We start from the raw sequence: 14,354 nt of genomic DNA, 5'->3' as shown, positions 1-14,354 counted from the left end.
TGCGATAAAAAAGCCCTTTTATCTTCTAAAAAACATATTTAATCTCTACAAACGCTATTATGAATGGTTTCATTCTTTTTTTAAAGAACGCACTTTAAAGTACTATAGGTACTTTTTAGTACCGTAAAGCTTGTCTCTCTCTTACATGTACTATTATGAAATATATTCAATACAATGAATAGTACGTACTTTAAAGTGCTGTAGGTACTAAAAAGTAACATAGTTAATTCCTAGTACGATAAAGCTTATTTCCCTCTCACATGTGCTATTATGAATGATATTTAACATAATAAAAAGTACGTACTTTAAAGTACTATAGGTACTAAAAAGTAACATTTATATAACCTAACTTATTTTGCTCAAAAATTGAAATCTACATTCCATGAAAAAGACTTTCAAATGAAGAAATACACTTTCCCATAGAGGCAACTTTAGAGGACATTACTTAAACATATAAATGATCATGTTCATTACCACAGACAAATAATAAAAAGGCAAAAACGAACAGAAATATGTTCATTTTTGCCTTTTTTATTTAACGATTAAAATGTACGACTTTTGGAAAGGAAATCTGCATTAGATCCTGTTACCCCACTTTGTCCCCAGTTCCCTGGAATCATTTCACGAATAAGAATTAGCACTTTATCCAAAGGGGCATGAGTATATTTAGATGTTACTTGTGTAAGTTCTTTTACCCACTTATCCTTTGTCTCTTGATCAAATGTATTCCATATATCAATCTTAATAATAGCCATTCCATTAACGTTACAACCTGGTGTATAATAAGACTCTTTTGTCTCCCAATCGGACACCCTACTTTTCTCAGCAAAGGTAGCATCACTTGCTACAGCCCCAGCTTTCCCCCAATTTTCTTTCTCAAGTTCCGTTATCAACACTTGAATTTTGTCAGGGACAATTTTTAATAGTTTTATTGTAAGTTCCGTTACATGATAAATAAATTCCTTCTTTTCTTCTGTTGACATGGTTGGCCAAGTATTTAGCTCAATTAATGGCATAGTGTTGCCCCCTAAAATTAATTATCTATTGACTCGTTACAACTATTGGTTCAAATGATTTTTAACTGCTCTTACTACCAATTCGTGATCTTCTTCTGGTGGTAATCCTGAAACTGTTATCATTCCAATAACCCCTACGTTTTTTATTCTGATAGGAAAGCATCCACCAAACGCAGCATATTCTGAAGTATCTAAAAGATATTTTTCATTATATGAAATTCCAGTTATTTCACTTTGTATCTGCATATAATACGAGCTACGATCATGCAGGGAAACGACTCGTTTTTTACGCTCAATCCATTTCGTATTTTCCTCATTTGTCCCTGTCATCTTGAAATGAAATAATTGCACACCATTTTTCGTTATATCAACAGCAATCAATTTCCCCTCTCGCTTTGCTGTTTCAACGATAAATAAACCTAGTTGCAAGGCATCTTCATTTGTAAAAGAGGAAAATTGAAGTGTTTCCTCCTCTTTTAAAATTTGTTTACTTATTTCATTCAAATTTGAAGTGCTCATATCTTTAACCTCCATAATTGTTTTATGCCACACCGACATTTTTTCGAAATTATTAGGCCATATAGTACAACCCTTCAATCAATCTGATTCTAAATAAACTGCTGTAACATCGTTGGTAACTAGTAGTACCGTAAAGCTTGTTTTCTTCTTACTGGTGCTATTATGAATGATATTCAAAGTTATAAAAAGTACGCACTTTAAAGTGCTATAGGTACTTTAAAGTACTATTCTATTTATCCCTATCTTACAGAGACTATTATGAAATATATTTAACATCTTAAAAATGTATGTACTAAAGAATAATATTTTTAATCACTAACTTTTTGATCAGTCGTTATAATTCAATTTCATCAAAATTTTTATCAATTATTACACTATCCAACAATAGGAGGAAACAAAGATGGATGAAAATATATCCAAAAGCTGAAAAGCAGTTGAGTCCCTTGAGGAAATAGTTATAATTCACTACTTATAGAAATAGGCATACAAAAACGCCATCCTTTCCTATAATTCTACAGAAAGAATAGCGTATTTTTCAAAAATGAGTTCTTTTATTGAGAAACTTTGATTCTATATCATACATAAAAGGGCAATCAGTGCTAAAACAGCCGGAAGTCCTTGTTTCACAATAATTGATTTATTAGATGTGAAACCTCCGAAAATAGCTGCTATCACCACACAAATCACGAAAAATAATTGGATCATATAACCAATTGGATTGAGCCCAAGTACAAGTCCCCAAATGAGACCAGCCGCTAAAAATCCATTATATAAACCTTGGTTTGCAAACATAATGGCTACGTTTCGATCTCCTTCTAAATGCTTCGGTAATTTGAAAGCACGTTTCGCTACTTTTGAATCAATAAAAAACATTTCAAGGATCATGATAAACAAATGTTCTAATGCTACGATCCCGACTAAAATAGCTGCGATTATTTCCACACTATTCTGCCCCCTACACTCTCTATTCTTTCATATTCTCTACATTTTTTTGCATCTGTAATAGAACATGAATAAGTATTTTGCGTTCTTCTCCACTGATATTTACGAACATTTCCTTCATAAAATGTTTCTTTTCTTTCTTGTCAAAATATTAATTGACATATCAATTATTGATACATCAATTAATATACATCTCTCTTTTTATTTTTGCAAGTTTTTTTGCTCAATTGGTTTTATTTTGTTCCAGCAACTTTAAACCAATTCAAAACATCAGTTCGCATTTCTAGAAATCATAATTACTTTAAGTTCATTCTGACAATCCTATTTAACTAAATATATAAAAGAATTGAGTTATATCTCCATCAATTTATAAAAATTATTTTTTTCTAAAAACAGATACTTTACGTTTTTTATAGTAATAAAAATTTTTTTGTTTTAGAGGCAATCCATTTTGTTAGCTTGATGGGCATAGGATAGCACCTATATGACGAACCAATTATCTTTCAAGAAGACGGCTAGAAATCTGGATTTGGTACAGGAGTTGCCTACTTCCCCGATCCAGATGGTACTAATTTAGAGCTAATTGCTCCAAAAGGTCCATTTAGACGTGAATAGTTAAAATAAATTAATACCGAAACAAGCCACCTTCTGCCTGGAAGGTGGCTGTTTGTCGGCAAGTTGATAGAATGACTAAAAAAGGACAAACTCTCCAATGTGAGAAGTTTGTCCAAAAAGTTTTTCATGTTAACTATTTTTACACTAATACGAATAATAGTGAATTAGAATAATGACTTAATACTTGCTAAGACAGTAAGTACACCTACAATAATAACAAATACGTTGCTCATTTTCCCTTTGTATTTAGCTAGTACTGGCACTTTTTGAATCGCATACATCGGTAATAGACATAAGATAGCAGCAACTAAAGGACCGCTTAGAGAATCAATAAGTCCAAGAATACTTGGATTTGTATAAGCAACAAACCAGCATGATAATACAACAAAAGTAAGAATTATTGTCTTAATTGTTTTTTCTTCAATATCTTTTCCACGTGATTTACCAAACTTAATAATCATGTCACGCATTACTTCAAATGCTCCTATATAATGGCCAAGGAAAGACTTTGTAATAGCCACAAAAGCAATAATTGGAGCTGCAATAGTGATTACAGGCGAATTAAGCTCATTAGCAAGATATGAAAGAATTGATAAGTTTTGTTCTTTTGCCATTTTTATATCATCTGGAGTCAAGCTCAATGCGCTACTCCAAACGAAGAACATAACAACAGCGAATGTCATGATATAACAAACCTTTTGTATTTGCGCACATTTAGCATCAGTGGCTTCGATTCCATACGTAGCTCTCTGTTTCACAACAAATGATGAAATCATAGGTGAATGATTAAATGAGAATACGATGATTGGTAGAATCATCAATATCGTCCCAAAATAGCCTGTTCCTGTTGAAGCAGTTGAAACAGCTGAAAAACTAAGCATTGACGTATTCCACTGTGGAATTAAAGATATTGCGATAAAAAGTAGAGAAACTATGAAAGGATACACTAACATACTCATTACCTTTACAGTAATATCTTGACCAAAATTCAGTATAGCGATAAGACCAAGAACTAATACAAGTGATAAAATAGCTCTTGGAGGTTCTGGCATGTGCAATTGATGCACGATAAAACTACTTGCAGTGTTTGTAAGCGCAACCGAATACATTAGTACGATTGTATAAATTGAACCGAAATATACGATGTTAAAAATGATACTCGCTTTATTTCCGAAATACTCTCTAATTGTACCTGTGATCCCCTCATCAGCAGAATTAGAAGCGTATATCATTTTAGCAAGTGCCCTATGTGAGTAGTACATAACTGGATATGCAAGCAATGTAATTAGTAGTAAAGATAATAAACCACCTGAACCTGCATTAATCGGTAAAAAGAGCACCCCTGCTCCAATTGCAGTTCCAAATAGACTGAGCGCCCATGTAGTATCCTGCTTATGCCACTTTTTCGGATCTGCATATTGCTCATTTTTTAGTGCGGTATTTTCAGCTTGAACTTCTATTTTCTTTGCAGTATTCCCGTTCATATAATAACTCCCCCTTGTATCTATTCCTGCATCTCTCTTTGCACCTAACAAATATTCCCTTTTTGGAAAATGAATTCCTTACAAGTTGCCCCACATTGTATGTCCTTCATCATAATGAATCCAAATTGAAACATTCGCTAATTAGCGTCCTAATATAATTGTTAGCGTTCACAAAAAAGTTTACTCGTAATATCCGCTCTTTATATAAAGACCCCTTAAGAGAACAATATAGAATAGACTTCATAAATACGTTGCAACATTTCTAATAACAGTGTATTACTTTAATGGTTTCTCTTTTTTACTTTTAAAAGTAATTTTAGCTAAACCGGCCTCTCTTCATTTGCGAGGCATTTCTTTCTCAATTCTATACATTACTTTCATAACTTCGGTAGCACTGATGATATTGCTCACACAAGCCACTGAAGCACATTACATACATTTCGCCTCTAATCACACACCTTTCTTACTAATAATCGCATTTTTTATATTTTCTCCAGAGATAATAAAATTTCTCTCGACGCCCTCATTATAACGTGTATATTTATAAAATTAATATTTTTATATTTTCAGAAATATTAAAGAGGAATAATTTTATATGGATAATATTTTACAGTTAGCATGTAGCCATTGTTTTTATCGCTTAAAGCTGAATTAGTTAGTAAAAAAATACAATAATACATTGTTTTTCTAGGTGACTTATTATAAAGATACTTATATCCCCTTTTATCAAAAAATTTTATTTTAAACATAAAAGATATTCTAATAAATAATTAATGTAGGTAAAAAGAAAAAAATTCCAGAATACAAAAACCAATTTTCAGGATATATATTATTAATACTGAATTCATATACAATTTAAAAAGATACACTGAGCAAAAAACAAAAAAGCTGCCCCATATGGACAGCTCATTTACATAATTATCGTTATCAGGAATACACAGACAAATCACTTCAATATCATCTTAATTGTAGTTTGTTCGGCTCTTCTTCAGGGATATCTCTATGTTTGTAATGAATTGTTTTTACATCATTTCCTTTTATGCTGTGTCCTCTCCATAAGGCGGATTGTGTGCACCCTCAAAAGTTTAAATTTTAAAATCCCTCATTAACTAGCTCTTTTATCGAGTTTAATTTTGAAGAAAGCTCGATAAACCATTCTTCATCCCCTGTTAATAATGCAAGATCTATAAGATAAAGGATTTGTTCCTTATTTATTACCTTTGATTCAGGGAGTTTGTTAACGTGTTTACTAAAGAGTAAAATCGCTTCGTTTATTGTGTACTGGCCGTCACGTTTCACAATACTAACTGTAACTATATCCTCTACATCATCAAGTGATACAATATAACCAACTATTAATTCACCTTCATTTGATATTCCACGAACCCAATCTCCTACTTTTAAAACATGATTATTATTTGACATCATACCGTTTCACCTTCCTATAAATATTTTTTGTGACGATAAAAAAGATATAAAAACAAATTATACTGTAATATTTTTCATTACATTTAAGTGTTAAGAACTCACGGCTATATAATAATTAAGCCGCTTAACGCTCTTGATTGATAAGGTCAACAACTTCTTTCATTGTATAATTCTTTAAGTATTCACCTAGATGCTCTTCAGCACCTAAGAAAATAGCGAAAAGAACTTTTCGCATGTTCGAACCTACAACACACTGATTGTTTGATTCTGGACACTTCGGCTGCAAAGCACCTTCAGAGGTTATCTGATAAATATGCCAAAGATTAATTTCATCTAAATCGCGAGCGAAAATAAAACCTCCACCAGTTCCCTCTTTCGATTGTATAAACTTATGTTTTTTTAACAAACTTAGTACTTTGCGAATGCGTACTGGGTGAACACCTGCACTTTCTGAAATAGCATTACTTGTTGACATCCGGTCTGGCTGTAAAGCTAAATAAGTTAAACTGTGTATGGCCAAGGTAAAGTCGCTGTTCATTGTTTTCCTCCTACAATCAAAAATATTGTTTCTCCTATATTAACATACTGTAGCCATAAACATTACAGATAGGTTAGTTGAACGTTAAAATATATAAGAACCACTCTTAGCATAAAGAAATAGATTCCATAACTTCATTTAGCTTTTTAAGTTAAAAATACATTTAAACACTCCACTGTTTCTTCACTTGTTCTTCTGCCAACTGTTTAATTTTTTTCCATATCGTATCTTTATTCACAATAACATTTGTTTGATAATTTCTATCGTTATAATTAACTGTAACGCATACTTCTATCATTTCCTTCTTCCTCCTTTCATACAAATTTCTTATCTATATTTAAGTCCTGAAAAGTCTTAGATTTAGTTAAAGCCTCTAAAGTGTAACTTCACTTTTTAAATAATCCAATTTAAAAGCCCCACTGTTTTTTGACTTGTTCTTCTGCCAATTGTTTAATTTTTGTCCATATCGTATCTTTACTTACAATAACATTTGTTTGATAATTTCTATCGTTATAATTGACTGTAACACATACTTCTATCATTTTCTGCTTCCTCCTTTCATACCACTTTCCCTAAAAAATATTACTTATTAATTAGCCAGCTTTTGCAGTTCAATGTTTAAAAATGTTCGGACGCTACGTGGTAAAAATTTGCGAATTTCTTCTTCGTTAAAACCAATTTGCAATCTTTTTTCGTCCAGCATAATCGGGCGACGCAACATTAGTGGATGCTCAATTATTAATGTATAAAATTCATTTAGCGAGAGCTCATCAATATTTATATTTAAGTCCTGAAAAGTTTTGGATCTAGTTGAAATAATTTCAGTAGCCCCCTCTTCAGTTAAACGAAGAATCGATTTAAGCTCATCAACTGTCATAGAATTTGATACAATGTTTTTTTCAATATAATCAATTTGATGCTCTTCAAGCCATGCTTTTGCTTTTCGGCATGAAGCACAGCTTGCTGTTGTATATAGAATTACCATATTTAACTCACTCCTTTAATGTTATTAAACGTACATTTTAAATATCGCTTATTGAAATGTATTAAAAAAAATTACAGTTTAGAATCAAATTCACATAATGTTAGTTATTCAGCAATGTTTCATTTATCTCTATTATTCATGCTACATTTTACAGACGTTAACAACTCACTTTTAAAAATCTTACTGTAATTTTAAACTTTACAGTTCAATTAATCAACTGTTAAGTCTTGGATTAATTTTAATAACACAACAAATTATTCTCATGTAAAATTCCCCATAGCATGATGGCTCCTTCAAAGCACATTTCACGCATTTCTTGCTTAGAAGTGCTATTATGGATTATATTCATCCTAATAAAAAGTACGTACTTTAAAGTGTTATAGGTACTAAAAAGGAACATATGCATTTTCAAGTGCCATTCTGCTTATTTCTCTCTTACATCGGTTATTATGACCGATATTTAGCACAATAAATAGTACGCACTTTAAAGTGTTATAGGTACTAAAAAGAAATAATTTTAGTATTACAACGGATGTAGGCTCACAACTGTAATCTAAATTCATCAAAGGAGTTTTTTTATGAAGACATATAATATTCCTGTAGAAGCGACTTTAGAAGTTATTGGTGGAAAGTGGAAGGTTGTTATCCTTTGTCATTTAAAAAAAGGAACAAAAAGAACGAGTGAATTAAAACGTTTAATGCCTGGTATTACGCAAAAAATGTTAACGCAACAATTACGGGAACTAGAAGAAGATGGTGTAATCCAAAGGAAAGTATATGACCAAGTACCACCGAAAGTAGAGTACTCTTTAACGGATTACGGTTCGTCTTTAGGAGCTATACTTGATTCCCTCTGTTCCTGGGGAGAAGTTCACCTTGAAAAAACCGGGAACACATCTATGCTGATTACTGCTGATGAATCATAACTGTAGAAGACATAAAATAGGTTGAGACAATACTTGCCTCAACCGTTTTTTATGTCTCTTTATAATTTTTTGCCGTAATGACTGTTTCAAACTCAAAGGTTTCCGGTAAATGATCTGCGTAAGAATATTCAAAAGTTCGTCCATCCGTTAAGTAAGCTACTTGCTCAACTCGCATTAGGAAATCCTGATTTGTTAAGTTCATAAACTGCTTTTCCCTATCATCTGGGCGAATTCCTTTAACCCTGACAACAGATGTCCCTACTTCAAGACCAAGTTTATTTTGAATATGTGAGTATATCGACTCCTCTAAAACAGAAGCCTCAACACCTGGGATAACCGAAATTGGCATCCATGTATGCTCCATAATCGTCGGAATGCTGTGAATGATGCGAAGGCGAATGATTTTATAGACGAAATCACCAATTGAAACTCCCAATTTCTCAGCAACTACTTCATCAGCACCTACAATCGCAAACTCGATAATTTTACTTTCTACCTCACTACCGTAAACAGCTTTCGTACCTGTTAAAGTTTGAATCATTCGTGCCTTTTCCTGCTGATGCCAATCTTGTACCACGGTTCCACTTCCGCGCCGGCGGATAATGTAGCCGTCTCTTACTAATAGATCCAGCGCTTTTTTAATCGTAAGTGCTGAAACATCGAATTCTTCAGCAAGGACGGAGCTACTCGGAATTTTTTCGTTGATTTTATATTCACCGTCTAAAATTTGCTGTTTAATCTTTTGATAAATGCCGAGGTATTTTACTTGTGTTGATCCGCTTGCCATTTCCATACCTCCTTTATACTGCAAACCCTCTTCTATTCATTCAAATGTAAAGCCTCAAGTTTGTAAACTGAAGGTGATGGGGCAGCAAATCCGTTTTCCAAGATTTCAATATTCGTTACTGCTTCTTCATCTTTCACAAGTTTTGGTGCACCATTTACAATTGTGTCATACGCTGCATCATAGAAACGACCGTAATCACCAAGCGGTGTTTTAATTTGTTTTTCAATCCAGTCACCATTTGCATTACGATACTTAGCAACTCCATAGTACATCGGTGAATCTTCACCAAACCCTGCACTCTCAGGCATAATCCCCGCTTTCAAATCATTTTCTTGCTGATCTTCACCGTATTTAATAAATGATCCATTTGTTCCATGAACGATAAAGCGTGGATAATCTTTCGCTACGACGTGGTTCGTTTTCAGCTTAATCTTCAACTGATTTCCGTAATGTAAACCAACATCGAAATAGTTATCAACCGCACCGTCCATTTCATTATTACGAATATCGTATGTCACCGTATCTGGACGGCCGAATAGTGAAATCATGCGGTCCATCGTATGAATACCTAAACTGTAAAATGAACCTTCTTCTTTTGGAGCTTCATGAGTAATTGAACCCGGACGGAAGTAATCAATATGTGATTCAATCTCAATAATATCACCAAGGAATCCTTGTTCAACTACTTGCTTCACAGCTAAAAAATCACCATCAAAACGGCGGTTTTGATAAGGCATAACGATTACACCTTTCTCTCGTCCTAAAGCTAACAATTCTTTCGCATGTTCTACTGTATCGCAAAATGGTTTTTCAACGATAACTGATTTTCCAGCTAGTATAACTTTTTTTGCTAATTCATAATGCGTATGTGCTGGCGTACAGATCGTCACAACTTGAATTTCTTTGTCATTCAACAATTCGTCCAAATCAGTAGTGAAGTAAACACCGCTTTCCTCATATGGAGCCGCTAATTCTTCATTTATTTGACGTACAAAAATCGTTTTTACTTTTATATTATTACGTGTCTTTAAATAAGGTAGGTGATAACGGTTAGCTGATTTTCCAAATCCAATAAAGCCCATTGTTAATGTCATGTTCTTCAACTTCCTTGCTCATATATTTTCGTTTCTACATTTATTATATATTTTTATCTTTAAAAGTATATAGTTTTAATTTTAAAATTATATATCAAAAAGTCGAGATAGAAATCATTTTCTGATTCCCATCTCGACTTTACGTTATAGACTTATATCCTATCATCATTTTATTTATACTCAATGACTTGAGAGCTACTTGGTTACATGCTCTTATTCATACATATAAGAACGTGTCATCGGAATTGTATCATTAATCCCTTTTGTAAATACAAATTGATGTAAATCAATATTACCTGTAAAGAACGAAGCTGCACATGCATTTAAATATAAACGCCACATGCGGATAAATCGCTCATCTTTCGTTTTGCGAACTTCCTCTAGTACGTTTTCAAAATTTCGAGCCCAATGTTGTAATGTATTCCCGTAATGTCTACGTAAGCTTTCCACATCAACAATGAAAAATTGTTCGTTTGTCATGTTCGTGATTAATTCGTTAACAGCAGGAACATACCCACCAGGGAATATATATTTTTCAATCCAACCATTCGTAGCACCACCATTAGCCGGAGAAGTAATGCAATGCAGCAGAGAAATCCCGCCATCATTTAATAGTTTGTTAACTGTTTCAAAGTATTGCGTAATGTTGTCTTTTCCTACATGTTCGATCATACCTACACTAACAATTTTATCAAATTTACGATTCTTAATATCGCGGTAATCAAGTAAAGATACTTCAACTAAATCCGTAAGTCCCTCTTGTTTAATTCGCTCGGAAGTCTTTGCAAATTGTTCCTCGCTTAATGTTACTCCCATCGCTTTCACACCGTACTGCTTAGCGGCAGCTGTAATGAGCTCACCCCACCCGCAACCGATATCTAATAGCGTATCACCTTTTTGAAGGTTCAACTTTTTCAAAATATGATTCACTTTATTATGCTGCGCTGTCGTTAAAGAATCTTGTTCATTTTGGAAATACGCACAAGAATATGTCATTGTCTCATCAAGCCATAATTTATAGAAATCGTTCCCAATATCATAATGGTGAGCAATATCTTCTTTATTTTTTTGTTTTGAGAAATTCCATTTACTTTTGAAATATTGCAACTTACTATCACCTAAAAAGCTATCCTGCCTTTTATAAATAGATTGAATTGCTTTTTCAAGATTACCCTCTATTTCAAGGTCTCCATTCATATATGCTTCACCGAATGCAATAGAAGGATCCTTAGCAATTTCTTTTTTTGAGAGCGGCTTATGGAATGTTACATGAAATTGAGGTTCCCCTTCGCCATATTGTATTGTTTCTCCATTCCACAGTGTAATTTGAACTGGATCTGAAAACAGATTTTTAAGTATTTTTTTATAAAAAAGTTCTTCAACCATAAAAACATCTCCTACTAAAAAAATTCAACAAAAAAACTAAATTAATTAACAAGTCTTTTTGAAAATAGCTTGAAACCATTATGACTTCTTACTACGAGTGTCATTATAAAACGGTTATAATAGGAAGCATAGTACGTACTTTAAAGTGATGAAGGCACTTTAAAGTACCTATTAAAACTTTAATCAATTATTCATCACGTCTAAACAGCTGCTATTCTGGTATAGATTCTTACTTTTCACCGTAGTAACTTTCTAAAGTTTTATACTGAAAAAACACCACCTCATCAATGGGTGGTGTTTCAATATTACATATAGAGATTTCACTTAACTTCTGTGTTTTTTCTATCTATGCATCGTTCTCCCCATGCGGTTAATTGATTTAATACATTTTGTAAAGACCAACCATAATCGGTTAGGGAGTATTCTACTCGAGGGGGAATTTCTTTGTAAATTTCACGTATAATCACACCATCTTCTTCTAGCTCACGTAGTTGCTGAGTTAACATTCTAACAGAAATTTCAGGAATTAGACGTTGCAACTCACTCGTTCTCTTCGTCCCTTTCGTTAAGTGACATAAAATAACGACCTTCCACTTTCCCCCGATAATTTCTAAAGTTGCCTCTATCGGTATATTATATTGTTTCACGCGTGCTCCTCTCCTTTTTTCTAAATTTCTTCTCTATTGTTGCGTAAAAATAAATAATTTTCTATACGGCACATTTTAGTTCCTACAGCACAAAAAAGTACCTATATTACAAAAAAGTAATTATGCCACTTAAAAATCTCCCTCTATACAAAAAGAAAAAACGAACGTATTCTCGTTCGTTTTTTCCTTCTTTATTCAGCTGCTGTTATAAGCATAGACGTGTTACCATTCTTTTCAAGATGATTTTCTCCCCAGTTACAAAGAGAATCGAGTATAGCATCTAAAGAATGACCGTATTCGGTTAACGAATACTCTACTTTTGGCGGCACTTGGTTATACACTTTTCTCTCAATTACACCATCTTCTTCTAATTCACGTAATTGTTGCGTTAACATCTTTTGTGTAATACCAGACATTAATTGTTTTAATTCGCACGTTCTCTTTTTGTCTTTCTTTAAATGACAAAGGATAACTACTTTCCACTTTCCACCGATAACCTCTAAAGTTGCCTCTACAGGAATATTGTATGTTTTCATATAAAAATCTCCTTTATTAATTTTATAAGGCAATTAAGCTAAAGATTTAAATATTACTTTTAAGTATCTATAGCACCTTAAAGTACGTACTTTTTATTGTATTAAACATGTTTCATAATAGCATACGTAAACAGCAGATGAGTAGTACAGCACCAAAAAGTACCTGTATTACTTTTTAGTATCTATATCACTTTAAAGTACGTACTTTTCATTATGTAAAATACATTTCATAATAGCATTTGTAAGAGTTGAGTGAGTCATGCAGTATTAGAAATAACCTTTTGGTACCCGTACTTTAAAGTGAGTATTTTTATCATACATTTTGTCAGACGATGAAATGACATGTTTTCATTTTCACATCCATTTACAATGATGAATTCATTTTTAAATACATTTTAGGAGGATATCTATAATGAGTAAATTACTAAAAGAAAAAATCGGTTTTGGTACAGCACCACTAGGAAACATGTACCGTAATATTCCTGAAGAAGAAGCAATCGCTACAGTGGATGCTGCTTGGGAGAATGGCGTTCGTTACTTTGATACAGCTCCACTTTATGGATCTGGATTAGCGGAAATCCGTCTTGGTGAAGCACTGTCAAAAAGAAATCGTGATGATTACTTTTTAAGCACCAAAGTAGGTCGAACGATTTCAGATGAACTAGAAGATCCATCTGCACGTGATTTAGGTGAAAAAGGCGGACTTTTCGAATTTGGTCGCAAAAATAAAATGATCAATGACTATAGCGCAGATGCAACACTTCGTTCTATCGAGCAAAGTTTGAAACGTTTAAAAACAGATCGTCTAGACTTTGTTTTCATTCATGATTTAGCACAAGACTTTTATGGTGATGAGTGGATTTCACAATTTGAAACAGCTCGAACAGGAGCATTCCGTGCGCTAACACGTTTACGTGAAGAAGGAGTTATTAAGGGCTGGGGGCTTGGAGTAAACAAAGTAGAATCAATTGAACTTATGCTTGATTTAGAAGAAGCGAAACCAAATATATCCTTACTAGCTGGTCGCTATTCATTATTAGACCACGAACGTGCATTGCAACGAGTAATGCCTGCAGCTGTAAAGCATAATATGGATATTGTTGTTGGTGGCCCATATAGCTCAGGTATTCTTGCTGGCGGCGCTCACTTCGAATATCAAAAAGCATCGCCAGAAATTATTGCAAAAGTTGAGAAAATCAAAGCTCTTGCAGATCGTCACGACATCAGCATCAAAGCTGCTGCATTACAATTTTCACTAGCAAATCCAGCAGTTGCTGCCGTTGTTCCTGGTGCAAGTAAACCGGAACGAATTGTAGAAGACCAAAACGCCTTAAATACAGTAATTCCAGCAGCATTCTGGGAAGAAATGCGCGAACAAAAACTAGTAGCATCTAATGCACCACTACCAATCAACGTAAAATAATTTGAAACCTTAATCAGTGGGGTCATCC

16 protein-coding genes and 2 pseudogenes are annotated in these 14,354 nt (G+C 33.4%); 3 read left to right on the top strand and 15 right to left on the bottom strand.

Annotation, left to right across the window (positions count from 1 at the left end; genetic code table 11):
* Positions 1–542: 542 nt before the first annotated feature.
* The 3 genes from ACTFP3_RS09995 to ACTFP3_RS09985 all read right to left on the bottom strand — a co-directional run bounded on the left by ACTFP3_RS09995 (position 543) and on the right by ACTFP3_RS09985 (position 2,477).
* Positions 543–1,016: a tautomerase family protein gene (locus ACTFP3_RS09995; RefSeq protein WP_113304359.1), complete on the bottom strand. Its 474-nt coding sequence runs from the start codon at positions 1,014–1,016 to the stop codon at positions 543–545.
* Positions 1,017–1,058: 42 nt separating this feature from the next.
* The gene (locus tag ACTFP3_RS09990) at positions 1,059–1,574 is read right to left on the bottom strand and encodes a heme-degrading domain-containing protein (RefSeq protein WP_113304360.1); all 516 of its coding nucleotides are present in this window, start codon (positions 1,572–1,574) and stop codon (positions 1,059–1,061) included.
* 531 nt (positions 1,575–2,105) lie between these two features.
* Positions 2,106–2,477 carry a DUF1304 domain-containing protein gene (locus ACTFP3_RS09985; protein WP_078994367.1) on the bottom strand — a complete coding sequence of 124 codons (372 nt, stop codon included), beginning with the start codon at positions 2,475–2,477 and terminating at the stop codon, positions 2,106–2,108.
* Positions 2,478–2,966: 489 nt separating this feature from the next.
* Between ACTFP3_RS09985 and ACTFP3_RS09980 the strand changes: the two are divergent.
* Positions 2,967–3,092, top strand: a pseudogene (locus ACTFP3_RS09980) (VOC family protein); the annotation flags it as partial.
* 164 nt (positions 3,093–3,256) lie between these two features.
* Here the strand turns inward: ACTFP3_RS09980 and ACTFP3_RS09975 are convergent.
* From ACTFP3_RS09975 to spxA, 7 genes and pseudogenes are all read right to left on the bottom strand, one after another.
* Positions 3,257–4,576, bottom strand: a complete 1,320-nt coding sequence (locus tag ACTFP3_RS09975) for an aromatic amino acid transport family protein (protein WP_001014168.1) — start codon at positions 4,574–4,576, stop codon at positions 3,257–3,259.
* A 957-nt stretch (positions 4,577–5,533) separates the two neighbouring features.
* Positions 5,534–5,661: pseudogene (locus tag ACTFP3_RS09970) on the bottom strand (DUF3888 domain-containing protein); the annotation flags it as partial.
* A gap of 7 nt (positions 5,662–5,668) precedes the next feature.
* Positions 5,669–6,004 carry an IDEAL domain-containing protein gene (locus ACTFP3_RS09965; RefSeq protein WP_000987462.1) on the bottom strand — a complete coding sequence of 112 codons (336 nt, stop codon included), beginning with the start codon at positions 6,002–6,004 and terminating at the stop codon, positions 5,669–5,671.
* 124 nt (positions 6,005–6,128) lie between these two features.
* Positions 6,129–6,542, bottom strand: a complete 414-nt coding sequence (saiR, locus tag ACTFP3_RS09960; protein WP_001083465.1) for an Rrf2-family transcriptional regulator SaiR — start codon at positions 6,540–6,542, stop codon at positions 6,129–6,131.
* A 163-nt stretch (positions 6,543–6,705) separates the two neighbouring features.
* Complete coding sequence (locus ACTFP3_RS09955) at positions 6,706–6,840, bottom strand: BA3454 family stress response protein (protein ID WP_023522572.1); 135 nt, start codon at positions 6,838–6,840, stop codon at positions 6,706–6,708.
* Positions 6,841–6,949: 109 nt separating this feature from the next.
* Entirely contained in the window at positions 6,950–7,084 is a 135-nt protein-coding gene (locus tag ACTFP3_RS09950) for a BA3454 family stress response protein (RefSeq protein WP_029440937.1), read from the bottom strand.
* 47 nt (positions 7,085–7,131) lie between these two features.
* Positions 7,132–7,527, bottom strand: coding sequence for a transcriptional regulator SpxA (gene spxA / locus ACTFP3_RS09945; protein WP_000236189.1), 396 nt, complete (start codon positions 7,525–7,527; stop codon positions 7,132–7,134).
* A 578-nt stretch (positions 7,528–8,105) separates the two neighbouring features.
* Between spxA and ACTFP3_RS09940 the strand changes: the two genes are divergently transcribed.
* The gene (locus ACTFP3_RS09940) at positions 8,106–8,453 is read left to right on the top strand and encodes a winged helix-turn-helix transcriptional regulator (protein ID WP_000860832.1); all 348 of its coding nucleotides are present in this window, start codon (positions 8,106–8,108) and stop codon (positions 8,451–8,453) included.
* A 49-nt stretch (positions 8,454–8,502) separates the two neighbouring features.
* Here ACTFP3_RS09940 and ACTFP3_RS09935 read toward each other — a convergent pair whose 3' ends face one another.
* From ACTFP3_RS09935 to ACTFP3_RS09915, 5 genes are all read right to left on the bottom strand, one after another.
* A complete protein-coding gene (locus ACTFP3_RS09935; RefSeq protein WP_016123066.1) occupies positions 8,503–9,240 on the bottom strand; it encodes a GntR family transcriptional regulator in 738 nt (245 codons plus the stop codon).
* Between the two features lie 32 nt (positions 9,241–9,272).
* Positions 9,273–10,334: an oxidoreductase gene (locus ACTFP3_RS09930; protein ID WP_440010239.1), complete on the bottom strand. Its 1,062-nt coding sequence runs from the start codon at positions 10,332–10,334 to the stop codon at positions 9,273–9,275.
* Between the two features lie 213 nt (positions 10,335–10,547).
* Positions 10,548–11,720 carry a cyclopropane-fatty-acyl-phospholipid synthase gene (locus tag ACTFP3_RS09925; RefSeq protein WP_266003448.1) on the bottom strand — a complete coding sequence of 391 codons (1,173 nt, stop codon included), beginning with the start codon at positions 11,718–11,720 and terminating at the stop codon, positions 10,548–10,550.
* Positions 11,721–12,040: 320 nt separating this feature from the next.
* A complete protein-coding gene (locus ACTFP3_RS09920; RefSeq protein ID WP_000816337.1) occupies positions 12,041–12,367 on the bottom strand; it encodes a winged helix-turn-helix transcriptional regulator in 327 nt (108 codons plus the stop codon).
* A 191-nt stretch (positions 12,368–12,558) separates the two neighbouring features.
* The gene (locus ACTFP3_RS09915) at positions 12,559–12,903 is read right to left on the bottom strand and encodes a winged helix-turn-helix transcriptional regulator (RefSeq protein WP_029440930.1); all 345 of its coding nucleotides are present in this window, start codon (positions 12,901–12,903) and stop codon (positions 12,559–12,561) included.
* Between the two features lie 412 nt (positions 12,904–13,315).
* Here ACTFP3_RS09915 and ACTFP3_RS09910 point away from each other — a divergent pair, with 412 nt between their 5' ends.
* Positions 13,316–14,326 (top strand): aldo/keto reductase, encoded by a 1,011-nt coding sequence (locus ACTFP3_RS09910; protein WP_440010234.1) that lies wholly within the window; start codon positions 13,316–13,318, stop codon positions 14,324–14,326.
* Positions 14,327–14,354: the final 28 nt, after the last annotated feature.

It is taken from the genome of Bacillus cereus group sp. MYBK5-2, assembly GCF_051915685.1.
Taxonomy (GTDB): domain Bacteria; phylum Bacillota; class Bacilli; order Bacillales; family Bacillaceae_G; genus Bacillus_A; species Bacillus_A cereus.
Note: the sequence above shows the minus strand (reverse complement) of the source record. Positions and strands in the feature narration are given on the sequence as shown.

What these genes read in the sequence shown, in the direction of transcription:
- ACTFP3_RS09955 (WP_023522572.1), bottom strand. Translation starts at nt 6,840, where the DNA reads ATGATAGAAGTATGCGTTACAGTTAATTATAACGATAGAAATTATCAA.
- ACTFP3_RS09910 (WP_440010234.1), top strand. Translation starts at nt 13,316, where the DNA reads ATGAGTAAATTACTAAAAGAAAAAATCGGTTTTGGTACAGCACCACTA.
- ACTFP3_RS09935 (WP_016123066.1), bottom strand. Translation starts at nt 9,240, where the DNA reads ATGGCAAGCGGATCAACACAAGTAAAATACCTCGGCATTTATCAAAAG.
- ACTFP3_RS09940 (WP_000860832.1), top strand. Translation starts at nt 8,106, where the DNA reads ATGAAGACATATAATATTCCTGTAGAAGCGACTTTAGAAGTTATTGGT.
- saiR (WP_001083465.1), bottom strand. Translation starts at nt 6,542, where the DNA reads ATGAACAGCGACTTTACCTTGGCCATACACAGTTTAACTTATTTAGCT.
- ACTFP3_RS09965 (WP_000987462.1), bottom strand. Translation starts at nt 6,004, where the DNA reads ATGATGTCAAATAATAATCATGTTTTAAAAGTAGGAGATTGGGTTCGT.
- ACTFP3_RS09950 (WP_029440937.1), bottom strand. Translation starts at nt 7,084, where the DNA reads ATGATAGAAGTATGTGTTACAGTCAATTATAACGATAGAAATTATCAA.
- ACTFP3_RS09930 (WP_440010239.1), bottom strand. Translation starts at nt 10,334, where the DNA reads ATGACATTAACAATGGGCTTTATTGGATTTGGAAAATCAGCTAACCGT.
- ACTFP3_RS09925 (WP_266003448.1), bottom strand. Translation starts at nt 11,720, where the DNA reads ATGGTTGAAGAACTTTTTTATAAAAAAATACTTAAAAATCTGTTTTCA.
- ACTFP3_RS09995 (WP_113304359.1), bottom strand. Translation starts at nt 1,016, where the DNA reads ATGCCATTAATTGAGCTAAATACTTGGCCAACCATGTCAACAGAAGAA.
- ACTFP3_RS09990 (WP_113304360.1), bottom strand. Translation starts at nt 1,574, where the DNA reads ATGTCGGTGTGGCATAAAACAATTATGGAGGTTAAAGATATGAGCACT.
- ACTFP3_RS09975 (WP_001014168.1), bottom strand. Translation starts at nt 4,576, where the DNA reads ATGAACGGGAATACTGCAAAGAAAATAGAAGTTCAAGCTGAAAATACC.
- ACTFP3_RS09915 (WP_029440930.1), bottom strand. Translation starts at nt 12,903, where the DNA reads ATGAAAACATACAATATTCCTGTAGAGGCAACTTTAGAGGTTATCGGT.
- spxA (WP_000236189.1), bottom strand. Translation starts at nt 7,527, where the DNA reads ATGGTAATTCTATATACAACAGCAAGCTGTGCTTCATGCCGAAAAGCA.